The organism is Paenibacillus doosanensis (genome assembly GCF_025060755.1).
Lineage (GTDB): Bacteria > Bacillota > Bacilli > Paenibacillales > NBRC-103111 > Paenibacillus_S > Paenibacillus_S doosanensis.
Map to the genome: position 1 here is coordinate 17,258 of NZ_JANYUY010000037.1, position 23,027 is coordinate 40,284.

A 23,027-nucleotide genomic window follows, 5' to 3' on the forward strand; every position below is an offset into this window, starting at 1 on the left:
AGTACATAAGAAAAAAACGCTCCATCCGGCCCGTTCGAACCGATTTGGAGCAGTTCCTTTTCCATGATCGTATGTGTCCCCTAGTAACCGTCGGTGTTCCCGCCCATCTGCCGTGCGGCGCCGGCTCCTTCCGCCATAGACGGACTGACATTCGGGTCCGCCTTGTGCGTATCCCGCAGCTGCAGACCTTCCGCCACTCTTCTGCCATATTCGGGATCGGCCTTGGTAAAGTATCCGATCATTTTCTCCCGAATATGCGGCCTACAGACGCTCAGATTCGCAACCAGATTGGCGATCAGCTCATCGCGCTCCCAAGCCTGGAATTTCCGGTACGTGTCGCCGGCCTGTCCGAAATCGTTCGTTCTGTCGATCTTCTGACGGACCAAGCTCGCGTCGTAGTGCGGCTCATGCTCTCTTCCACGGCATTCCGCCTCCTTCAGACCGTCCAGCGAAGAAGGCTCGTAGTTGACATGAGGACTTTGTCCGGGAGCTTGATCGACGAAATAGGTCATCTGCCCGTCCCGTTGATTGGTCGCGACCCGCTTCTTCGGCGCGTTGATCGGCAGCTGCAAGTAATTCGTCCCTACGCGGTAACGCTGCGTATCCGAATAAGAGAACGTTCTTCCTTGAAGCAGCTTATCGTCGGAGAAGTCGAGCCCGTCCACCAGCACGCCGGTACCGAAGGCCACCTGCTCCACCTCGGCGAAATAATTTTCCGGATTGCGGTTCAGCACCATTTTCCCTACCTTCCGAAACGGGAACTGTTCATGATCCCACAGCTTCGTCGGGTCCAGCGGGTCAAAATCAAGCTCCGGATGCTCGTCGTCGCTCATAATTTGCACGCACAGCTCCCACTCCGGGTAGTCTCCGCGTTCTATCGCTTCGTACAAATCCTGCGTGGCATGGCTGTAATTGACGCTTTGTATTTCGTCGGCTTCCCGCTGCGTTAAATTGCGAATCTTCCGCTTGACCGGCTCCCAATGATATTTGACCAGAACCGCCTCTCCCGCGGCGTTGACCCACTTATATGTATTGACGCCCGAGCCCTGCATTTCGCGATAACCGGCAGGAATGCCCCATGGCGAGAACAAAAAGGTGACCATATGCGTCGCTTCCGGACTGTTGGAAAGAAAATCGAACATCCGCTCCGGATTTTGCAGATTATTAACCGGGTCCGGCCTGAACGAATGAACCATATCAGGGAATTTCAACGGATCGCGTATAAAAAATATTTTCAGATTGTTGCCCACAAGATCCCAATTTCCGTCCTCCGTATAAAACTTGACGGCAAATCCTCTCGGATCGCGAAGCGTTTCCGGGGAATGCCCCCCATGGACGACCGTAGAGAAACGAACGAATACCGGAGTTCGCTTGCCCTCCTCTTGAAACAGCTTGGCCCGCGTATACTTGGACACCGGCTCGTCCCCGACCTTGCCGTAGGCTTCGAAATAACCGTGAGCCCCGGCTCCCCGCGCATGAACGACCCGCTCCGGTATCCGTTCGCGGTCGAAGTGGGATATCTTCTCAAGCAAATGGTAATTTTCCAGCGTCGTCGGCCCGCGGCTTCCTACCGTCCTGACGTTCTGATTGTCTTTGATGGGATGACCTTGGCGGTCGGTGAGCGTCATTTCATTCTCTCCCGCTCCCATCCTATTGTCGGCGGGTCCGCCGGGCCCTTCATCAACAGCGTAGACTATTATATGCTTTGGCTGCATCATTATCCTCCTATTCGTCTAATGCACTCAAGTATTTTCTGACTCATTCGCTATTTTTATGCTTGACCGCATCAGGAGGACAACGGAAACAAACCGCCTTAAGGTTCCAGCACTTTGGCAACGGCGGCCTGCACCCGGTCGGTGGAAAACGGCTTGACGATAAAATCTTTGGCGCCCGCATAAATCGCGTCAATGACCATATTCTGCTGTCCCATGGCCGAGCATATCACCACCTTCGCGCAAAGATCGTAACTCCGGATTCGTTTCAACGCTTCGATCCCGTCCATTTCGGGCATCGTAATATCCATCGTCACCAAATCCGGAGAAAGCTTCTTATACAACTGAACGGCCGTTTCTCCGTCCGAGGCTTCGCCGACAATGCGATGCCCCATCGCAATCAGTATATCGCCCAGCATTTTACGCAAAAAAGCCGCATCGTCTACGACCAAAATGTCAGCCATCGTTTGCCCCAACCTCCCGAATGCTCTCACGTTTGTAGAGAGAGCCGCCGCTATTTTCGAAGCGGACTGCGCCTTGCTTCCCTTCCGCTCCCGCAGCTCTATGCCGCTCCATTATAGCAGCCCGCTCTGAATCGATTCTGAACATATGCGAAGCAGAGCCGCTTCAATCTCAGCGGCTCTGCTTCGCATATTTATGCATATTAGGCGAATCCATGTCTTTGCCAAACCCCTCCGCCCGTTCGTAGTCGCAGCCTCACTCGGCAGCAGCGGGCGTCTTGGGAATATCGAAGCTCACGGTCGTACCTGCATACGGTTCGCTCGTAATTTGCAAACCGCAGCCGTAAAGCGACATCAGACGGCTGTGAATGTTCACGATCCCTACTCCGCGCCTCGCGCCGCGGCCGGACAGCACTTCGGCGATCCGCTCGCGCGACATGCCGACCCCGTCATCGGATACCGCTACCGTCAGCCGCTGCCTGTGCTCCTCAATGCGCAGCCGGATCGTCCCTCCCTCTTCCCGGACCATAATACCGTGCCGAACCGCATTTTCCACGATGGGCTGAATGGTGAGCGGAGGCAGCAGCACGTTCAGATCCCCCTCCACCTCGCAGCGTATTTGCAGCCGCTCGTCGAATCGGGCCTGCTCCAGGAATAAATAAGCGTCAACCAGCTCCATCTCCCGGCGCAGCGTCGTCAGCTGATCACGGTTCGTAAAATCAAAGCTGCTGCGCAAATATTGGCTCAGCTTGTTCAGCAGCTCTGTCGTCTTCTCCGGATCGGTCGGCAGCAGCGCGATCATCGTGTTCAGCGCATTGTACAAAAAATGCGGCTTGATCTGCGCCTGCAGAAAGGCCATTTCCGAACGGATCGCCTCCTGTACCGACCGCCGCAGCTTGATCAGCGTCCTCGCGCGGGCCCGCAGCTCCTTGGCGTCGACCGGCTTGGCAAGAAAGTCGTTCACTCCGGCCTCGAAGCCGGTACGGATATCCTCCGGCCGGCTCCGCGCCGTAAGCATCAGCACCGGCAGCTCATAGAGCGAATGGCGCTCGCGGATCATTCTGCACAGCTCAAGGCCGGACATGCCCGGCATCATCCAGTCCGTCACGACCAAATCGAACGGCTCGCCCGACTCCAGCAGATCGATCGCCTCATTCCCGTGCTGCACGGCGGTGACGGCATAATGATCTACGGACAGCAGGTTGATCATAACCTGCAAATTGACCGGATCATCGTCTACGACCAGCACGGCTCCCTTCCCGCGGTCGCCGCCGTGCAGCGGCGGATTTTCCGCCTCCCGGCCTGCAGCGGCCTCTTCCGCCGCAGGCGCAGCGATTCGCCGCGCCGCCGCGGCCGGGCTCCCCGATTCCGCGGCTTTGCCGGCAACCGGCAGCGTGAAATGGAATCGCGAGCCCGCTCCGAGCTCGGATTCCGCCCAGATCCTCCCGCCGCTCAGCTCCACCAGCTTCTTCGTGATGGTCAAGCCCAGTCCGGTTCCGCCGAAGCCGGACTCTCCGCTCGGCTCTCCCTGCTCGAACGATTGGAAGATCGACTGCAGCCGCTCCTGTGCGATGCCGATTCCCGTATCGGCGACAGTAATCGTCACCAGCTCCGCATCCGCCCGCGCGGTCAGCTTCACCTCGCCCTGGTGCGTGAACTTCAAAGCATTGCCGAGCAGATTGTACAAAATCTGATTCAGCCGGTCTTCATCCGCGTTCAGCGGCGGCAAATCTTCCGGCAGCTCCTGAATCAAACGCACGCGATCCTTGCGGCTGACATGACGGACGACTTCCATCACCGAGTCCGCTACCGTCTGCACATCGACCGCCTGGCGGCGCAATACGATTTCGCCGTTCTTCAGCTTGGCGAAGTCTAATATATCGTTAATGAGCGCAGACAGACGCCTGCCGGTCGAGACGATCGTCGCCAAATGTCTGGATTGGGCTTCCGTCATCGCCCCGGCCACTCCCTCAAGCATCGACTCCGCTATGTTGACGATGCCGTGCAGCGGCGTCCGCAGTTCATGGGACGTATTGGCCATAAACTCGTCCTTGAGCTCATCCAAAGTGATCAGCTTCCGGGACAACTGTTCCACCTCATGAAACGATGTTGCAAACCGTTTGGCAAGCAGCAGCGCTTGCGTCACGATAAAGACGATCATCCCTACCGAAAACAAGATCTGGTTCATCAGCAGCCCGGCGACATTCAAAATGCTGTTGATGATCGGCAGCAAAATGCCTATGACGCTGGTCATCACGAACACATAGTCTCCCGGCCGCTGCAACGCCACCCTAAGCAGAGCGTACAGCACATAGCCCACCGTCAGCAGCGCAAGCGACAACAGCGGAACCTCCAGGTCGGACACGATGCTCGGAGACAACAATATCCCTACGGCAAGTTCGAAACCCGTCACCCATGTGCACGCCTTAAGAGCCCAGCTATGAATCGCTCCCGGCATGACCGCGGCAATGTACAGCAGCAAATAATAATAGGCGAGAGCGGACGCAATGATCTGCAGCTTCATGAACAGATCGTAATTGAGCCCGCTGAAGACAAGCCCCAACAGCTTCTCCCCGTGCGTCAGCACGTAGACGACCCCCGAGAGGCAAAATCCGCCCAAATAAAGCAGCGATCGGTCGCGGGCCCGCAGCAGGTAGAGCGCCAGAAAGAAAAATCCGGGAATGAAATAGCCTACGGCCGACGCCAGATCGAGCATAAATTCCCAATCTCTGCTCTTCATGACCGACTGCTGATCGCCGAATACGATAGGGTATATAATCCCGCCGGAGGAATAATCGAAATTGGCGACCTGCACGATCATCTCGACCTCGTCCCCGGATACGGGAAAAAAAGCGGTATACGGAATATTGTTCATAACGCTCGTCTCGGCCGATGTGCCCGGAGTGCCGCTCGCCCCCACAGCCTCGCCGTTCACATACACCTTGTTGGCCAGCCGGATATTGTCCGTGCGGATGCCGAACAAGAGCGGATGGTCCGGCTTCAGATGAATATGCAGCCGGTACGTCCCGTAGCCGTACGCCCCTATTTCTCCGTCCGACTCCATATAATCGTTCCATCTGCCGGGCACCGCAGCCATCTTCACGGGCACCGGCGCTTCGTCCGTTCGGAACTGCTCCGGAGTCAGCAGCCTGCCGCCGTAAAACTCCCATTCTCCAATTAAGCGCACGGTCCCCTCTTCGGCAAAGCTCCAGCCGGATAAATCCATCTGCGCCTGCACCGCTCTAGGGCTATGACTGGAAGCATTCTTCGTATCCACGTACGCGAAGAGCGGCAGTAAAACGATCAATACGACCGCCGCAATTAAAACTCCCCGGTTATGTCTCATGTATCCGTTTCTCCTGTAGGTCTTGACGAAGACCGGTTATAACGCTTACTCTCCCGCAGGCAGCGATGAAAGCCCCCGCTGCAGCTTCGTATACAGCTCCGCCGTCTGCTCCTCCGGCTCCGTACCCAGCTCGCTCATCAGAAACTGCGCGAACGCCTCGTAATACCGGCGCAGGCCGTCGGCATCCTTCAGCTGCCCGTATGCGGCCAGGATCAGCCTGCAAATGTCCTCTGAGTAAGGCTCCTTCTCCTGCGCCGCGCACAGCCTTTCTATCGCCTGAAGTTCCCGGCCGTTCCCCATATCATGCTCGGCCATCCGGTACACAAGACGAATGTAGCGTTGAAGCAGCTCTCTTCTTCTAGGCTTGGCCCACGCATAATCATGCTCTTCCAAATAATCTCCGCGGTATAAAGCGAACGCCTGCTCGTTTAGCCGCATCTGCCGCTCCTCGTCCGCCGCTTTCTCCGTCAAGCAGCGCTCGAACAGCTCCACATCGGTCGTCAGTCGGGCCTTGACAAGGCAGTAGCTGTCATGGGCGTATTTGATCGATGCCTCCGCGTCCCACTCCTTCAGCTGCTTGCGAATCTGGTAAACCGCCGTATGCAGATGAGTAAGCGCCTTGTCCTGCGTATATTGCGGCCAAACCGTATCGAGAATCAGTTCTTTGGAAACCCATTGGCCATGCTGATGAAGGAGAAAGGCGAACAGCTCCTGCGCCCTTAACGTTCTGAACTGCAGCTTGCTCTGAAAATGCGTGCTGTCCAGCCGCTTGAAGCAGAGTATCGCCGGTTCTTCCTTCGCCTCCTCCTTCTTGCCGGAGCGCAGACTAAGATAAGCTTCTATCCGTTCGACAGTCTTGTGCAGCCGTTCGGGCGTCACCGGTTTCAGCAGGTAATCCAGCGCATGCAGCTCGAACGCGTTAAGCGCATATTCCGAATAAGCGGTTATATATACGATGCGGATGCGCTCGTCGATTTGTTGAATCAGCTCCGCCGCCTTCAGTCCGTTGATTCCGGGCATTCCGATATCGAGAAATACGATGTCCGGCGGCTCCTTGGCGAGCTGTTCGAGTCCGGCTCTTGCGGATGTGTACTTGCCGTCTACCTGCACCCGTCCGTCCATTTGAAGCATTCTCTCCAAATGAAGCAGCGCCAGCTTCTCATCATCTATCAATATCGCTCTCATTCTTAAACTCTCCTCCTGCAAACACTGCAGCTGTTATTCCCAACATACCTTATCCCCGGCGGAAAGAAAAGCAAAACTATTGCATTTATTTTGGAAATCTATGACAATGAAACCAAGCATGCGCATCTCTATGAAAAATGCAACCCGTCGAATTTGAGGGAAGGAGGCGAAGGCTCTGGCTAAAACCAATATATTTATCAGTTCGGTCGGGCAGGATGAGCTTAAGTCCATCCGCAATGCCGTATTCGATGAGCTGACCGCGATGGGACACGCCCCTCTCATGTACGAGCGCAATTTCGGTCCTTGGGACTCTCACCAAAATCCCTTGCAGAAATGTCTCGACAAAGTAGAGGAATCCGATATATTTCTATTATTCATCAAAGATAAGGGCGGCACCTTCTATCCGGCCTACGACCGAACGATTACGCATTTGGAATATATTCAGGCGGCCCGCTTGAACAAAACAATTCTCGTATTCGTCGAATCCGGCGTCAAGCACAGTTATTTCTCTCAGGTCAAACCCGTCATGGAACGAATCGCCGACAACCATATGGAAAAAACCGGAGGCTACCCCAAAGCCGCGGAGTTCGTAACCGCTCTGCAGGCCGCTCCCGGCATTCCGCCGCATATCGATCCTTACGTCTGGTTTTTTATCGACGATCTGGTCAAGAAGGGCATCTATTTCGAAGAGCTGTCGCTCGGGGTTTCGATCCATTGGAAAGAGTATTTCAGCGATTTGCTGCGCCGGGGCGTCCTGCTGCTGCCTTTGGAGCGGACATTCGACGCATACATGAAACAAATTCAGGCTTACGAGGAATTTCATCAATTTATCGATCATTGCGCAGGCGCGTTTCAAACGGCTTCCCAAGAAGGAACGATACAATTTCTTGCCGCCTTGATGGACAAGCTAAAGGGCGGCATCGTGCGGCATCATTACGGCAATCTGTTCGCAGAGGACATCGGCACCTTCCAAAACTGCTCGGCCCTCACCATTTATGAGCGAAGCGGTAACCGTTTGAATCTTGCGTTCGTGACGGGAGCCATTACCAGCGAGCCTTATTACGAAATCGACAACGAGCAGTCCTATGTGTCCATTACCGCCCAACGCGCCAATACCGAGCAGCTTTTTTTCCGCGAAGAGAAGCAAATGCTGTATTTAACCGTGAAATGCCGAGACCGGATCTTAACCTGCCACTTCCTTGCCGATTCCAGCTGGAATACGGGCAAGTTTGTCTCTTTCCGCGACGATATCTTGTATGCTATAATGGATCAAAATCCGATGATATTGGAGTTTGCGCGAAAAATGATTGGAGGGATGCGGCTATGACTACCGTATATGTATCCAAGAATGGAGAAATCTCCGTCGCCGTAGGGGAGCAGCCCAAAGACGCCCTTCTGTTCGTTTCCCCAAAGAAGAGCTTCCAAGACCTGCTTCGGGAACAAAAGGAAGAGAGCGCCAAGGCGCTTGAACTGATCAAAAGCCGTTTTGCCGCGGCAAAACGGGGCTAATCGTCCATATTTCACCGCAGCCAAGCAGGCCCGGACCGGTTTAGAAGTCTTTCTAAATCAATCGGGCCTTTTCTGTTTCCGGATCGCTCAAGCTTGCGCGCGCTGTACCGGCTGCATATCGGGGACGGGAAAACGCACTTCGATGACGGTCCCCTCATTGACTTTGCTATGTACGGCCATCGTGCCCCCGTGATGCTCGATAATTTTGCGGCTGATCATAATCCCAAGTCCCGTACCGCCTTCTTTGGTCGTGAAGAACGGCTCTCCTACTCTATTAATTTTGTCCTCCGGTATCCCGCAGCCTTGATCGATAATCCGCAGCAGCGTGCCCCCGCCTTCATCGTTCTTTAGATGGAGGCAAACCGTACCGTCCGGGCCCGTCGCTTCGATAGCATTTTTCAGAAAATTAATAATCACCTGCTTGATCTGATTCGGATCGCAATATAAGGGAACATGCTCCAGATCGGATTCCAGATCGATTTCGATGCCCCTCATAATCGCCTGGGTGCCGATAAGCGCCCTGACTTCCTCTGTCAACTCCTTCAGATTAACGCAGCGCAGATGAACGGATTGCGGCTTCGACAGCATCAGCAGCTCGCTGACAATCAGCTCGATCCGCTCCAGCTCCTCCTTCATAATGCCGAGGTATTTGGGGAATTGCTGACCGGAATGCATCATCAGCTTAATGAAGCCTTTGAGCGCGGTTAGCGGGTTGCGGATTTCGTGGGCGACCCCTGCGGCTAGCTGGCCGACGACGGACAGCTTCTCGGATTGGCGCAGCAGCTCGTCCTTACGCTTCTGCACCGTAATATCCTTCATCATAATGTAGCAGCCTACCATTTCCCGGCGAACGAAGATCGGGGCGGGGGTCACCAGCAGATCGAGAACGGAGCCGTCCTTATGCAGCGCGCGAACCTCCTCGCTTTCGGACATTTCGCCCCGCATAAATCTTTGGTACCACGCTTCGGCACGCATTTTATCGTCGTTTAGCCCGTATACCAAATCGGTAAAATGCAGCTGTCCGAGTTCCGTCGCGCTGTACCCGGACATATTCTGGGCGGCGGGATTCACCGAAACGATATACCCCAGCTTATCCAATGATATGACGGCATCCGGATTGTACTTTTTCAGCGAAGTGTAACGGTCAATCGTTTCTTCCAGCAGCAGCTCCATTTTTTTCCGTTCGGTAATATCTTGGGCGGTCCCGAGCATTTTGCACGGGTTTCCCCTTTCATCGGTTAAGACGATGCCTTGGATATGTACATATTTATCATTGCCTCTGGCCGTCACAATGCGGCATTCCAGACTGTACGGCTCTCCGTTGATCGCTCTTTGCACAAGCTTCCGTACCGTGCCCAGATCGTCAGGATGAATGAATTGCTTCAGACTATCGTAGGTATGGGCAAAATCTTCACGGCGAAGCCCGCAAATACGCAGCAGTTCATCGGACCAGATTACCTGAGACGTCGGAATATCCCATTCCCAGCTGCCGATCGATGCAATTTTTTGCGCTTCCGCAAGCGCCCTTTCGCTCTTAAGCAGCGCCTGCTCCGCTTCTATCCGCTCCGTTACGTCGCGCCCTACGCCCATAATCTTCCAGGGTTCGCCTTGCTCGTCGCGGATGAGCTTGATCGACGTCTCGAACCAGACATAATGACCTCGGGCGTGCCGGTATCGGGCGCAAATCTTATCCGTATCGGCGTATGCGCGCTCCAGCACTCCCTGCTTGTCGTCCGGATGAAGCAGCCCGTGCTGCTGCCGGCCAACCATCTCTTCGGGCTCATATCCAAGAAGACTTTTCACGGCCGGCGATACGTACAGGCATGTTCCGTCCAAAGAATTGAATGTGATGATGTCCTGCGAATGCTCAAAAACAGTCGAATAGACCTGATCGCTATGCTTGCGGTCCGAAATATCGGTCAAGTGAATATAGAAGCAGTAAGGCTGGTCGTCTTCGTTGCGGATTAACGAAACGTGTCTGGATGTCCATATCACGCTTCCGTTCCTACGGTAATGCCGCATCTCGATGCAGTAGGAGGTGAAGCGGCCCTCCAGCAGCTGCTGAATTTGCCATTCAGCCAAAGCCAGATCATCCGGGTAGGTAATCTCGCGATAATCTATAGAACAAAGCTCCTGCTCCCCATAGCCGAGCATGTCGCACAGCGCCCGATTCACTTTTTGCCATTCACCGCCAATAGAAGCTATGGCAATACCGATGGGAGCCAGCGAGAATGCGTGCTCGAAAAAAGAAGGATGATCCGGGTGCATGGATATCAACTATGTACGACCTCCTTAATCAAACCGGTTCGAACGGCCGGAATTATTGGCTCAGGTTGTTGGCGAATAAACAAGCATGCGTCATCCCCTTACGGACGATAATCGTTCAATCAGCCGATGAACCGGAAGAACCCGATCGGCCCGGATCGAGCATGAGCCGCCGTCTTGCAAACTTGCCAGGAAATGGCGTACCGCTCCAGCAAAGCCGCGGCGTTCGATTATCGTATCCCAGCTGCCGAAGCCTGCCGCTTGCGGCAGTTCATCCTTCTGATGCAGCTCCGCCGCTTCCATGTTGGTCACGATGACGGAACGGCCCCCGCCGTGCAGTTCCAGCCTCTCCAGATCGGTACCTGCGCGCCTTACCATACTGAACTGTCCGCTGCGGGTTCCCGCGGCGGAATGCCCGGGGAAAGCCAGGCTGCCCGCTCCGCACAAAAGCCGGCCATCTTCGTTCGTGCGCTCGATATAATGCAGCGGATCGGCATCGTCGCCTCCGAGCCATAGCAGCAAGTCGAGCATATGAATCAGATCGTCGTACAGCGTATGTTTGGCGCTGTGGTGCTGCAGCTTCAATCGATGCTTGGCCGCCGCGCACCACTCGAAGGCGCCCGCTTCCTCCATCCACTCCCGCGCCCGAACGTATAACGGCGCGAAACGTCGGTTGAAACCGACGGCAAGGAGCGTTTGTCGCTCCAGAGCGAAACGGGCCATCGTCTCCGACTCGCGGTAATCGTAAGAGAGGGGCTTGTCTACATACACGGGCACCCCCCGCTTCAGGCAAGCCATCACTACTTCATAATGAGCTTCCGTCGAGGTATGAACGAATACCGCGTCGGGTCCCGCTTCGAGCAGCCCTTCTACGCAATCGTATTTCCCCGGGATTCGGTAGCGGCCGGCGATGGTTTCTACGGCAGCCGGCGTTCGGCTGCTCACGCCGATAATCTCTACATTCTCATCGGCCGACAGCAGCGGCAAATATACCTTCCGTGCGATGTCTCCCAGCCCAATGATTCCAATTCTATATTTCACGCGGCGGTTTCCCCCTAAGAACGTTCTGCAGGAATTGCAAGACGTCCTGCTGTCCCACAATCTTTCCACATCTATAGTAGCGCAGCCGTCTGTTCACTGTCATTATATTTTGTATGGTTTCATAGCATTTTTCATAAATCGACAGTAAAACACCCGGGTTATTCAGAATTTCGACTAATAACGACAGCGGGAATCTCCGCTGCGACGCTTTCATCCGCGCCTGCTTCCGCTTCCATAAAATTGACATGCTACAAAACGTCGTCTCTCTTTAATTTGCCTTAACCGTTATGGTAGAATAGGAATATTGCGAATATTGTCTGATTCATCATCATGTATTCCATCTGGAGGATGGCTCAATTGTCGAAAAAAACCACATGGTTGTTTTTTGTATCCATTATCGCTTTTGCCGGATTATTAGGACTGGCGTACTTATTCCAATCGGACATGTGCATTTTCGCCGCCAGCGCGATGCCGATCTTTATCGTTTTATTTTTGCCTGATAAAAAACGGTATCAATATATCCGTATCCGCAGGGATCGCAAGAACATTTCTATCTTCAAACAAGCCGGCGGAGAGGAATCGCTGGTCGTCATCTCGTTCAAGCCCGGTTTTTTGCGCTGGAACTGCAGCAAGCTCTATTTTCATTTGAACGATATCGCTCCCGAAGCCAAACCGGGAGAAGCGGCAGCCCAAGCAAGCGGAGCTGCAGCCTCCGTACTGGCCTACGATTTGTCCGGCCATCGCCGCAAGCAAGGATGGATCGGTATTAATCTGAGGCAGCTCGCTCAACGAACAGCGAATTTGTCCTACACGACGGACGAAATCAGCCGGCTGGTCATCCGCATGCAGGATTTGGAGGAAACGGCGCTTTCTATGGTCGCGCCCGCAGCCGCTTCCCCAAGCAAGAAGAAGAGCATCTCCGCTTAACCGAACCAGCGAGCATGGCAATGCCGCCCGCGCCCGAGGCGCGAAGCGGCATTTTTGTGTGCTTGCCGCTAACGGACGCTTCTTCATCGCCCAACCGCTTCGATGAATTGCAGCATTACAGCTCGCTAATATACGGCGTCAAGCCCGGCTTGCTCAAGCGACGTTTTCTAGTTTTCCTTTTGCCCGGATGAAAGGCCTTATCCGTAATAAGCCGCGGATTCCTGCACCACTTTTTGCATAGGAAGATGATAAGGGCATTTTTCCTCGCAAAGCGGCTTCTCCTTACAGGGCTCGTAGTCCGCACAGGATAAAATTTTATCCTTCTGCTTATCGTAAAAACCGCTGCCTTTGGGCAATAAGCCGAACGTCTGCCGCACTTGGCTCGAAATCATAATATCGGGGATCGTCACCCCGATCGGACAGGAGCAGTAATTGCAGCGGCGGCAATTATGACTGCCAAGCTCCAGAGCCAGCGATTCCAGCTCCTCGCGTTCTTCCCGCTCCACTTCGCGTTCCATAGCGGCAAGGTTTTGCCGAACCTCATCCACGCTGACCATACCGGATATGATCACATGAACATCCTGGCTGTACGGGTAGCGGATGGCCTTCTCGACCGGCTGGATGAATCCTCCCGACAACGGCTTCATCGCTACTTTGCCCATTCCCATCTTCGTCGCCATCGGAATTAGCTCGTCCAGGGCGAACGGCTGCGCCAAATTCAGGTGAAACAACACTTGATCGAAGTCTCCCTTGCTGATCCACTTAGCCAGCAGTTCGGGACGATGCCCGGTAATGCCGATAAAGCGAACCTTTCCGGCCTCCTTCATCTCCAACGCCGCCTTGTAGGCTCCGTTCTCTTCCATGGCAAGCTTGTATTCGCTGACATAGTTAACATAGTGAATTTGCAGCAGATCGATGACATCGGTTTTCATTCTGGTCAGGCTGCGTTCGATTTCTTCCTTGGCCGAGGCATAGTCCCGCTTGTTCGTCTTGGTCGCCAAAAAATAGTCCGAACGCCGGTGAGAGATCGTTTCCCCGATAATTTCCTCGCTATTGCGGTATCCCGCCGCCGTATCGATGTAGTTGATTCCGTGATCCAGCGCGTAATTCAAAGCGTCTCCCGCCTGATTCAGAGGCACCCCCGGCAAATTCATCGCTCCGAAGCCTAGCGCGGACACCCGGTGTCCGGTTTTTCCAAATTCACTGTATCTCATCGTCTTCTCCTCCTCATCCCAGCAAGCATCCTGTCGTTCAAGTACTCATTTTATCACAACCGCCCCCATCCGTCATGAGAGCGTTTCATTCTAAAGAGCAAACACAGCCGCCATCACGGCAGCTGTGTCGAATTTGGCCTATTCCGTTATCGTTACCGGAAGCATGGTGAAAACGGCGACTGCACATGCGGAGGCGTCTTCCGATCGCTGTGACCGCTTGCTTCGTCTCCCTTTCCACCGGGCTTCTAGCGCCACCGGTTGCTGCCGCTGTCGCTCTTTTTATCGTCATCCTTTTTATCGTCTGTTTTGGAAGCGTCATTTGTCCGGCTTGGGCTTTGTTTCCGGTCGTCTTCTTTTTGCTTGTCGTTTTGCTGCCCTTGCTGAAGGTTGGAATCATCCCGCAAACGCCCTTGCTCATCGCGCTTGCGGTCATCATCCTTTTTTGGGTCGGTTACCTTCTTGGGATCGTCCTTCTTCTGAGAGTCGTCGTTTTTCTTAGGATCATCGTTTTTCTTGGAATCGCTCTGTTTTTTCGAGTCATCCTGCTTTTTGGAATCATCCGCCTTTTTGGAATCGTCGTTCTTTTTCGAGTCGTCATCCTTTTTCGAATCGTCCTTGCCGTCTGCTTTTTTGCCGCTATCCTGCTTATTGTCCGATCCGGGACGTAACGTGCCGGGATTCAAAGATCCCGGCTTTACGACAGGCGTTGTAATGGGACTTTTGGAATTTCCGGACGGTTTGTTGTCGCCCTTGCGGTCGTCGGATTTGCCGTTATCGTTACGGTCGTCCTTCGTGTCTTCTTTTTTGCCGCTTTGGCCGACGCCGGTTCCGTTGGGCTTTTTGGGATCGTTTTTATTGCTCAGGCTGCTCGCGGCCGGCTTTCCGCTGTTTTTGGCGTTGTCATTGTTCCGGGAATTATCCTTAAGACCGGAATTGCTCTTGGAGTCGCCTTTGGAGCTGTCCTTATCGTTGTCTTTGGCATTATCCTTGGAACTATCCTTGGAGCTTGCCGTGATCGACCGCTTTCGCTCCTGCAGCTTCTTGTCCAGCTCGCCCGATTTTTCCTCTTCGACCAGCTTCTTGAAATCGGCCTTCGAAGGCGTTTTATCCGGCTGAACGACGGCGTTTTTGATGTCCGGGTTTTTCTTGATGATCTGGTGAATCGACTCTTTCTTCAGATCGTCCAGCGTCACCTCGACGCCATTGCTTTTGGCATTGAGATAGACGGAATATTTCCCCATGGACACGCCGGTTTTGTTCGCTTCCTCACGGACCTCCTGCGGAGCGGCGAATGCCTCTACCTGATAAGCCTGCGCCTGCTCGGGATGCGTCTGCTTAATATGGTCGGATACCTGCTGGCGAAGCTTCTCCGCAATCTGCGAGTCGTTCACCGGGCTTTGCTCCTGCACGACGGAGCTGGCAATGACGATATCCCCTTCGCCTTGCGCCAATGACTTCTGCTCCGCCTTATCCAATAAAGCGGCGGTTACATTTTCGAGCGTTTTCCCCTTATAATCTACCGTTTGAATTAATTCTGACCCGTCATCATTCAGGCCTCGAAGCTCGAGCACTCGTTCCTTTTCATCGATTCCCATCTCTACGGATGGATTGATGTCCAGCGATACATAGGCAACGACTTCGGAGCTGCCCAATTTGCCGGCGAAGCTGGCAAATATAACCAGGCAGAACACGACCGCCGCTACGAATGCGGAACGGCCGGCTACGGACGGGCTGCGCCAATTGACGCCGGAATCGGCATACATAATTTCCTCGCCCACTTCGCAAGAGCGGTTTTTGCGGGGAATCTTATCGAATTTGCCGTCCGGACGCATGACGATAATGCTTTTGCCCGTCATCTCCATGACGATGCCTTTATTCATTTGCTACCCCCCCTTCAGCTGCATCATCCTTAATATGTAAGTAATCACGGAGATATGGATATGGACCGTTATAGATAAGTGCGACAGCGATGATGAATTTCCGGTTACGTTCCAATGTCTTCCGGGACACTTGCACCATGTCCAACAACTCTTTGATCGGGAGCATGCGCTTGGCCAGCATGGTCCGCATCAGCTCGGAATTCCGGGACAGCTTTCTGCCTATGGCAAACAACGCCTGCCTGGAATCGTCATGCTTGGGAGACACATCCACCAGATCCGAGAATTGAATACCGAAATCCGCCAAACAACGGTTTAAATCTACAATTTCACTGCGCCGCTCCTCCATTCCTTTCTGCTTCTCGTACTGTTCGATCGCCTGGTGAATTTCCACCGGGTTGACGACGTTATCCTCTTCGTCTTCCACCTCGAACATGCTATAAGGAATTTGCTGCGAAAACCGCTGCTCCTTACGCACATAATCGATCAAACGGCGTCGGATGACCTGCTCGGCAAAACCGAGAAACGACCGTCCCGCCTGTGGGGAAAACTGGTTAACGGCTTCGTTAAAAGCGCCTAAAGCGATGCTGAACTCATCGTCTCTAGCCGGATCAACGTATCTTTTACAAAACCGGCTCGTTACCTTGGCAACATACGGCTGATAATCCGTAATAAACTGGTTGCGCAGGCGTAAATCACCCTCTTGAATCCGAATCACGAGTTGCTCTGGTGTTTGCGAATCCGATGCTTCAGGGTGGTGAGACTGGCGTTTTCCAAGAAATCTCTTAAATAAAACGAGCAGCAATCGTTCCACCTCACACTATAGTTTTTCGCTGTCCTCACAGCCGTTTGGGGGGGTCGATTGGTCCCTGCAAAAACATTATATCACAGGTAATTAGACCCAAACCTCTTTGGCCCCGAAACGGGAGTTTCCCATCCGCTTTTTCACCTTTTTACACAAAGGTAGTTCTACGGAATTAGTTATTTTTTCAAAAAGACCTGCCGCGGTCCATCGAGTTACATTTCGTACCTAAAAATGAATAATTTTACATACAATGGCCTATTAAGAAGCGTCAGCCGCTTAAAATAAAAAAACGTCTCCCGTAAATAAGAGACGTTGTCTTGGTCGATTATGACAAGCCGCGCATCGACCTTTTGTTCTTCAGCTTGCTCTTGCGCTGGCTTAGGATATTCAGCCTTCGTTTCAGCTGTTCCTCCCACTCGACATCGCCCCATGCCTTAGCCACCATCAAAAGGTCCAAAGACATATCGATTTGACTGCGTACGACCTCAAGAGGATCTTCGTTTTCATGATTCACGCAGTTCTCATATAATTCCGCTTGGCTGCGGTTCTCCACATATTCCTGAAAGTCAACCTCAGGGGCTCCGTCGCCATGCGCGTACTCGGCCAAAATATCGTACTCGCTTTCTACCAAATAATGAACCTCCACCCGATGACAAACGGGACAAAATAAAAGAGGAACATTGTGAATTTGTGTTCGTATATGTTTAAGTGTACCCTTCGTTCCAATCATACTGGCGCCGCAGCAAAAGCTCATGATTCATGCCTCCTGTAAGTTCTCCCTCAGGAAAACCGCATCTAAGAATAAGCCTACCTACTCTATTTCCGCCATTGACCCATATTGCTTACAGTATCCGGAACACGTGGAAGGGCCGTGTGCCCTCCATGCTCATTAGACGGCCTACAGAACAAAAAGTTGCGCTGCTTCCTCGCTCCGGAGCAAATAACTTATCGTCTATTATAACAGCAGGCGGCTTCTATGAACAAGGCACTTCGATATATTACCAATTATAAGCAGGACGTCTTAAGCGGATGTATAGTTACAGCGCCCTTGGCGCAACATGTAACGGTACCTTAATGAATATGAGCTTAGGACCGGGTTAATGAATGCCGCGGCAGCGAATGTTGTTAGCCTTCGAATTCTAAATCGCATAGCGCAGGCATACACTGTGACTATATCGGCAAAAGTCCGTTGTCGTGCCGCTCTTTGTACCTGCTACGGATTTTGCTATTCATACGTCGAAGGGAGAGGATCTTGTGCAATACATCCCGATCAGTTCCAAACAAATCGCCTTCGTGCATTACGATAATCAATCTTCGCAAATGCACATCCAATATCATACTGGACAAACGAAGATTTGCAGCGGCGTCGGGCAGGAGCAGGTCCAAAGACTGCTGCAATCGGATAATCCCTACGATATCATAGTCAGATTGACCCGCCAGCTTCAGCCGGCCGGACAGCAGGTGTAGAACTCGCCTAACGGGGCTTCCCCGCGTGCGGAGCAAGCAGCATAAACGGCTTTGTCACGGTACGATTCGCATACCTGCTCTCGGGGTTCTCCCATCTCCGCTTTCGGGTGGAGATTTATTTATTTTCCAGCAAATCCTCGGTACGGGAAGTATAGTTCTCCTGCCGCGCGGAGATAGTAGAATAATAGAAAGCAGACCTTATTGCTTCATTTTTCAGAAAAAAGAATCCAGGTATCCGTTTTCATTAGCGGCTGCGGGATTGACCGGCTTGGTATAAAAAGGTACTCTAAAAAAAACATCAAGCGAAGACTGGCGAAAATATGCCGCCCGCGATTTATGCGGCCGGCCGAAGAAGTATACTTTCGGATACGCAAAGGATGTGGATCGATTGCCAAGACATTTAGTCATCGGAAACGGAAAGTTTCTAATCAACCTAGACCGTCACACTTATATGAGAGATTTGTATTATCCCTATGTCGGACAATTGAACCATGTAGGCGGCTATCAGTGCAGAGTGGGCATATGGGTCGACGGCACGTTTTCATGGCTGAATGATCCGGAATGGAACTTTCAGCTCTCTTATACGGAAGATTCCCTGATCACCGAAGTGACCGCTTCTCACCCTCACCTGGGCATTACTTTGTTGATCAACGACGGGGTGCATCAGCGGGAAGACATTTATCTTAAGCGGGTGCAGATTCACAATCAATGGGAAACGGTCCGCGAGGTGCGCGTCTTCTTCAATCAAGATTTGGTTATCAACGAAACCGAAGTCGGCGACACAGCCGCTTATTACCCGGTGAATCATACCGTGTTTCATTATAAAAAAGACCGCTATTTCATGTTCAGCGGCAGCACGGGACCCGAAGGCATCTACCAGTATACGACCGGAGTCAAACGGTTCTACAATGCCGAAGGTACCTGGCGCGACGCGGAGGACGGCCATCTGATGGGCAACGCGATCGCCCAAGGCTCGGTAGACAGCACGATCAGCTTCCGCCTTCACGTTCCGCCTCATTCGGACGAGACGATGTATTATTGGATGACGGTCGGCAAAAATCTCGAAGAAGTCAAAAAGCTCGACGCCTACGTGAAGGAAAGCCAGCCCGGCAAGCTGCTAGACCGGATCAAGGTATACTGGCAGCGCTGGGTGAACAAATCGGAGCGCGATTACGGCGATTTGAGCCCGGAGGTCATCTCTCTCTACAAGCAGAGCCTGCTGATCGTCCGCACGCAAACTGATGTCGGAGGAGCCATTATCGCGGCCAACGATTCGGATATCATGCAAAGCAACCGCGACCATTACAGCTATATGTGGCCGCGGGACGGCGCGCTGATCGCCTACGCGATGTCGATGGCCGGCTACCAAGGCATGATTACCCCGTTCTTCCATTTCTGCGCCAATGCGCTGTCCCCGGAAGGATACCTGCATCATAAATACAATCCGGACGGTACTGTAGGCTCCAGCTGGCATCCTTATATTCACGGGGGTAAAATGCAGCTGCCGATCCAGGAGGACGAAACGGCCCTCGTCTTGTTCGCGCTATGGCAGGATTTCCTGAAGCACGGCGATATTGAGCTTCCGCAATCGCTGTACAGCACGCTGATCCGCCGGGCCGCCCGCTTCATGTCGAGCTATATCGACCAGGACTTGAACCTGCCGAAGCCGAGCTACGACCTGTGGGAGGAACGCTACGGCATTTATACGTTCACCGCATCCGCCGTCTACGGCGGTCTTATCTCCGCCGCCAACTTCTGCAACCTGTTCGGCGACGAGGAGCGCAGCAGCCGGTACCGCCATACCGCCGAGCGAATCAAAGCCGGGATCATGAAGCATCTGTGGGATGAGGACGAACAGCGCTTCGTTCGCGGCCTCTATCTCGAAAACGGCGAATGGGTCAAAGACCGCACCTTCGAAAGCAGCGTCTACGGCATCTTCGAATTCGGCGTGCTTCCCGCCGACGACGAGCGCGTCGTACGAACGATGCAGGCCAACCGGGATCGGCTTACGATCCAGACCGAGGTCGGCGGCGTAGCCCGTTATTATCACGATTATTATTTCCAGCGTTCCTCGGATATCGAGAAAATCCCCGGCAACCCGTGGATCATCTGTACGCTCTGGATCGCCGAGTGGGAAATCGAGTGCGCCAAGACGTTAACCGATCTGGAATCGCCGCGGCGAACGCTCGAATGGGTCGTCAAGCACGCCATGGAGAGCGGCATATTGCCAGAGCAGCTGGACCCGTTCGACGGCAGCCCCGTTTCCGTAGCGCCGCTGACCTGGTCGCATGCGACCTACGTGCTTGCCGTCGTCAAATATATGGAGAAGTTTAAAAAGCTGGCCGGTTAGCGCATCACCCGGAACAAACCTGGCGTAACGGAATCCGTTATGGCCGGGTTTGCCGTGCTGCGCCGTCACTGGAACTCAAAATCCTCCCGCCAATCGAGGCCTTGGCTTCGAAGCGGCTTCGGGTATGCAAAAACAAAGCTTGCATGGGCTAATCGCCTTGCCATGCCAAGCTTTGTCGTGAGTGCGGCGCTGCAGTTAGCGGGCGGACGGCTGCCTTGCCCCAAGCTTCGCTTGCTCTCCGCCGGGAGCGAGCACCATCCTTTCCCGGCTCATGCAGCAGATGAAAACAAGCGTCAGCACCGCCGGAAGCAGCGCCCATAGAAACGTTTGCGCAATGGAAGAGGACAAGCCTTGAGCGATGGGCTGCAGCAGCTGCGGCGCAATCGCGCTTCTCGTCTCCGGCGACAACAGCGCGCGGGGGTCCTCCAGGCTGATGCCGGTTTGCCCGGCCTGCGCCCCGAGCGTCCCGGCCAGGTAGGAGGCAAACTCATTGCGCTGGATGATGCCGAATACCGTAATGCCGACAGTCATGCCGAGCGAGCGCAGGAAAGCCATCGTCGAGTTGGCCGAGCCGCGCTGAGCCGCTTCGAACTTGTGCATGACGGCCATGCCGAGCACGGAGAACGATGCGCCCGTCCCCAGTCCGACAAGCACCATATACAGCGTCAGCAAATACCGCGGCGTCTCGGGAGTCAGGGTAGCGAGCAAGGCGACTCCGGCGATAAAAACAACGGAGAAGATCAGCATGACGTCGCGGTAGCTGAGCTTGCCCGAACCGGCCAGGAAACCGCCGAGCTGCGCCGTGACGACGCTCCCCAGCATCATAGGCAGCAGAATGAGACCGGAACCGGTCGCGCTGCCTCCCATAACCCCCTGAACGTAGATAGGAATATATACGGTCGCCACGATAAAGGCCGCTCCGTAGAATAATCCGACGACATTGCTCATGGCGAACAGCCGGCTGCGGAACATCGCAAACGAAATGATCGGCTCCTTGGCCTTCGTTTCTATATATAGAAACAATGCGAACAGCGCGATAAATCCTCCGAGCAACCCGAGCATTTCCGCCGAGTCCCAAGCATACTGCTTGCCGCCGAGCTCCAGTCCGAACATCAGGCAGACAATGGCGCCGACCAGCGTTGCCGCGCCCCACCAATCGATTTTTTGCCGGACATGCTGCAGCGATTCCTTATAAAAAAGCGTAACGAGCAGAAGCGCCAGCAGCCCTAACGGAATGTTCACATAGAATACCCAATGCCAGTTGATATAATCGGTAATATAGGCTCCGAGCAGCGGCCCGAAAATGCTGGATAGACCGAAGACGGCCCCGAACATGCCCGACATCTTCCCCCGCTTCTCCGGCGGAAACACGTCGAAGACAATCGTGAACGCGATCGGCACGAGCGCCCCGCCCCCGATGCCCTGAATTGCGCGGTAAATGCTGAGCTGGACGATCGTCTGGGCCGTTCCGCACAAGATCGAGCCAAGTAAAAAGAGGATGAGACCGAAGATGAAAAAGCGCTTGCGGCCATACATATCGGAGAGCTTCCCGAATATCGGCATCCCCGCCATTTCGGCGACCATGTAAGCAGAAGTAACCCAGACGAATTTATCGAGTCCTCCCAGATCGGCCACAATCGTTCCCATCGCCGTAGCGACAATCGTATTGTCCATGGCAGCCATCAGAATACCGAGCAGCAGCCCCGTTACGACATAACCGAGCCGATTCGTATTAGAGCTGCTTGATTTCATTGATTTGGGCCCCTTTGTCGCGGTCCATCGAATGCTTGTATTCGACCCTTTGAATCACGCAGCCCGGTCCTATCGTAATTCGGTTGCCGCGAACGGTTTGCGCTACCGTATGCTCCAAATAAATTTCATCGCCCTCGATCGTATCGGCTTTTAGCTGCTTGGAGGCGAATTTGGGAAGAAAAGGATTCAAAAAAGACTTGAGGCCGCTTCTGCGCACCATAATCTTCTCTCCGCCGATTTCTTCAGCCTGGCAAGGCCAGTACATCGTCACGTCGATAATACCGCCGCTCAGCAAACCTCCGATCCGGAACCCGCCCTGCACTATCACCGTCTCGGCTTCACAGTCTCCTTCTACGTTAATCCCCCCCTCGACGTCAACGATCTCCCCGTTCAGGCTACCGCCGACCGTTGTCGAGCCTTTGCCCTTCAATTGCCGGAAACCGGCATCGCCGTCGATCTTCGTTTCGCCGTTCACTTCAAGCGTATCTGAAATCCGGACCGCGCCGTGAATCCGGACAGAGCCGTTAATCGAGGCCTTCTCGGCTTGAAGGCTCCCGCGTACTTCGCTCTTGCCGTTCGTCCCAAACTCCACGCAATCAATATCGCTCAATAACTTTCCGTAGCCGTCGATGCGCACTTGGCGAAAGCGGCCTCCGCCGGACGAACCGCTGCCTGCGATAACCAAATCCTGTTCATTTCCATATTCCATTGTTAATCCCTCCATTATCCGATTCTAAAGCTTCTGGTCATATTGTTTCTAAAAATGGGGTGAACTACGACGACTTTCTTCTGCGGTGACGTCGTTCGATCTCCTATAGGACTTTCACTCGCCATCCCACTAACAAAACAATGTTTCGTTATTCATTCATACGAAGCCGGGGCGCTCCTTGTTCCTCGATAATTCATTTTTCAGATCCAATGCGGTTGTCTTCATCTTATTTGGCGATTCGTCTTCGTTAACCCTCTCTCTTCACACTCCCGATTGCGGCAACTTATACTTCCGCCCCCTTCCTTCATCCTCATTCCGGCGCTGCCGCGACATTTTCTTTATAAACGGATTATAAACGATCCCTACTGACAGCTTTATGGCAGCATTCCCATCGCTTGTTTGCAAAT

17 protein-coding genes are annotated in these 23,027 nt (G+C 53.6%); 5 read left to right on the forward strand and 12 right to left on the reverse strand.

What is annotated here, in order from left to right:
* Positions 1-80: 80 nt before the first annotated feature.
* From N0M98_RS22625 to N0M98_RS22640, 4 genes are all read right to left on the reverse strand, one after another.
* Entirely contained in the window at positions 81-1,649 is a 1,569-nt protein-coding gene (locus tag N0M98_RS22625) for a catalase (RefSeq protein WP_259619280.1), read from the reverse strand.
* A 164-nt stretch (positions 1,650-1,813) separates the two neighbouring features.
* Entirely contained in the window at positions 1,814-2,176 is a 363-nt protein-coding gene (locus N0M98_RS22630) for a response regulator (RefSeq protein ID WP_249865832.1), read from the reverse strand.
* A 253-nt stretch (positions 2,177-2,429) separates the two neighbouring features.
* Positions 2,430-5,519: a hybrid sensor histidine kinase/response regulator gene (locus N0M98_RS22635; RefSeq protein ID WP_259619258.1), complete on the reverse strand. Its 3,090-nt coding sequence runs from the start codon at positions 5,517-5,519 to the stop codon at positions 2,430-2,432.
* Positions 5,520-5,564: 45 nt separating this feature from the next.
* On the reverse strand, positions 5,565-6,704 hold the full coding sequence (locus tag N0M98_RS22640; RefSeq protein WP_249865834.1) for a response regulator: 1,140 nt from the start codon (positions 6,702-6,704) through the stop codon (positions 5,565-5,567).
* A 196-nt stretch (positions 6,705-6,900) separates the two neighbouring features.
* On the opposite strand from N0M98_RS22640, the gene N0M98_RS22645 reads away from it, so the two are divergent.
* Positions 6,901-8,031: a DUF4062 domain-containing protein gene (locus N0M98_RS22645; RefSeq protein ID WP_259619281.1), complete on the forward strand. Its 1,131-nt coding sequence runs from the start codon at positions 6,901-6,903 to the stop codon at positions 8,029-8,031.
* Positions 8,028-8,213: a hypothetical protein gene (locus tag N0M98_RS22650; protein ID WP_249865835.1), complete on the forward strand. Its 186-nt coding sequence runs from the start codon at positions 8,028-8,030 to the stop codon at positions 8,211-8,213. The genes N0M98_RS22645 and N0M98_RS22650 overlap by 4 nt, the downstream gene beginning before the upstream one ends.
* Positions 8,214-8,300: 87 nt before the next feature.
* On the opposite strand, the gene N0M98_RS22655 is transcribed toward N0M98_RS22650, so the two are convergent.
* Both N0M98_RS22655 and N0M98_RS22660 read right to left on the reverse strand, forming a co-directional pair.
* A complete protein-coding gene (locus tag N0M98_RS22655; RefSeq protein WP_259619282.1) occupies positions 8,301-10,481 on the reverse strand; it encodes a PAS domain-containing sensor histidine kinase in 2,181 nt (726 codons plus the stop codon).
* A 90-nt stretch (positions 10,482-10,571) separates the two neighbouring features.
* A complete protein-coding gene (locus tag N0M98_RS22660) occupies positions 10,572-11,519 on the reverse strand; it encodes a Gfo/Idh/MocA family protein (RefSeq protein ID WP_259619259.1) in 948 nt (315 codons plus the stop codon).
* 357 nt (positions 11,520-11,876) lie between these two features.
* Here N0M98_RS22660 and N0M98_RS22665 point away from each other — a divergent pair, with 357 nt between their 5' ends.
* A complete protein-coding gene (locus N0M98_RS22665; protein WP_249865837.1) occupies positions 11,877-12,446 on the forward strand; it encodes a hypothetical protein in 570 nt (189 codons plus the stop codon).
* Positions 12,447-12,643: 197 nt separating this feature from the next.
* Here the strand turns inward: N0M98_RS22665 and N0M98_RS22670 are convergent, their stop codons facing one another.
* The 4 genes from N0M98_RS22670 to N0M98_RS22685 form a co-directional block, all read right to left on the reverse strand.
* On the reverse strand, positions 12,644-13,660 hold the full coding sequence (locus tag N0M98_RS22670; protein WP_249865838.1) for an aldo/keto reductase: 1,017 nt from the start codon (positions 13,658-13,660) through the stop codon (positions 12,644-12,646).
* A 245-nt stretch (positions 13,661-13,905) separates the two neighbouring features.
* Complete coding sequence (locus N0M98_RS22675; protein ID WP_259619260.1) at positions 13,906-15,540, reverse strand: anti-sigma factor domain-containing protein; 1,635 nt, start codon at positions 15,538-15,540, stop codon at positions 13,906-13,908.
* Entirely contained in the window at positions 15,533-16,342 is an 810-nt protein-coding gene (gene sigI, locus N0M98_RS22680; protein WP_249866311.1) for an RNA polymerase sigma factor SigI, read from the reverse strand. The genes N0M98_RS22675 and sigI overlap by 8 nt, the downstream gene beginning before the upstream one ends.
* Before the next feature lie 325 nt (positions 16,343-16,667).
* Positions 16,668-17,096: a hypothetical protein gene (locus tag N0M98_RS22685; protein ID WP_249865840.1), complete on the reverse strand. Its 429-nt coding sequence runs from the start codon at positions 17,094-17,096 to the stop codon at positions 16,668-16,670.
* Positions 17,097-17,596: 500 nt separating this feature from the next.
* Here N0M98_RS22685 and N0M98_RS22690 point away from each other — a divergent pair, with 500 nt between their 5' ends.
* Positions 17,597-17,809 (forward strand): KTSC domain-containing protein, encoded by a 213-nt coding sequence (locus N0M98_RS22690; RefSeq protein ID WP_249865841.1) that lies wholly within the window; start codon positions 17,597-17,599, stop codon positions 17,807-17,809.
* A gap of 388 nt (positions 17,810-18,197) precedes the next feature.
* On the forward strand, positions 18,198-20,159 hold the full coding sequence (locus tag N0M98_RS22695; protein ID WP_249865842.1) for a glycoside hydrolase family 15 protein: 1,962 nt from the start codon (positions 18,198-18,200) through the stop codon (positions 20,157-20,159).
* Positions 20,160-20,354: 195 nt separating this feature from the next.
* Here the strand turns inward: N0M98_RS22695 and N0M98_RS22700 are convergent, their stop codons facing one another.
* Both N0M98_RS22700 and N0M98_RS22705 read right to left on the reverse strand, forming a co-directional pair.
* Positions 20,355-21,911 carry an MDR family MFS transporter gene (locus N0M98_RS22700; RefSeq protein ID WP_259619261.1) on the reverse strand — a complete coding sequence of 519 codons (1,557 nt, stop codon included), beginning with the start codon at positions 21,909-21,911 and terminating at the stop codon, positions 20,355-20,357.
* Positions 21,892-22,620 (reverse strand): bactofilin, encoded by a 729-nt coding sequence (locus N0M98_RS22705; protein WP_259619262.1) that lies wholly within the window; start codon positions 22,618-22,620, stop codon positions 21,892-21,894. The genes N0M98_RS22700 and N0M98_RS22705 overlap by 20 nt, the downstream gene beginning before the upstream one ends.
* Positions 22,621-23,027: the final 407 nt, after the last annotated feature.

Coding starts and splice junctions, on each gene's coding strand:
- N0M98_RS22625 (WP_259619280.1), bottom strand. CDS start 1,649: ATGGGAGCGGGAGAGAATGAAATGACGCTCACCGACCGCCAAGGTCAT.
- N0M98_RS22630 (WP_249865832.1), bottom strand. CDS start 2,176: ATGGCTGACATTTTGGTCGTAGACGATGCGGCTTTTTTGCGTAAAATG.
- N0M98_RS22635 (WP_259619258.1), bottom strand. CDS start 5,519: ATGAGACATAACCGGGGAGTTTTAATTGCGGCGGTCGTATTGATCGTT.
- N0M98_RS22640 (WP_249865834.1), bottom strand. CDS start 6,704: ATGAGAGCGATATTGATAGATGATGAGAAGCTGGCGCTGCTTCATTTG.
- N0M98_RS22650 (WP_249865835.1), top strand. CDS start 8,028: ATGACTACCGTATATGTATCCAAGAATGGAGAAATCTCCGTCGCCGTA.
- N0M98_RS22655 (WP_259619282.1), bottom strand. CDS start 10,481: ATGCACCCGGATCATCCTTCTTTTTTCGAGCACGCATTCTCGCTGGCT.
- N0M98_RS22670 (WP_249865838.1), bottom strand. CDS start 13,660: ATGAGATACAGTGAATTTGGAAAAACCGGACACCGGGTGTCCGCGCTA.
- N0M98_RS22675 (WP_259619260.1), bottom strand. CDS start 15,540: ATGAATAAAGGCATCGTCATGGAGATGACGGGCAAAAGCATTATCGTC.
- N0M98_RS22685 (WP_249865840.1), bottom strand. CDS start 17,096: ATGAGCTTTTGCTGCGGCGCCAGTATGATTGGAACGAAGGGTACACTT.
- N0M98_RS22700 (WP_259619261.1), bottom strand. CDS start 21,911: ATGAAATCAAGCAGCTCTAATACGAATCGGCTCGGTTATGTCGTAACG.
- N0M98_RS22705 (WP_259619262.1), bottom strand. CDS start 22,620: ATGGAATATGGAAATGAACAGGATTTGGTTATCGCAGGCAGCGGTTCG.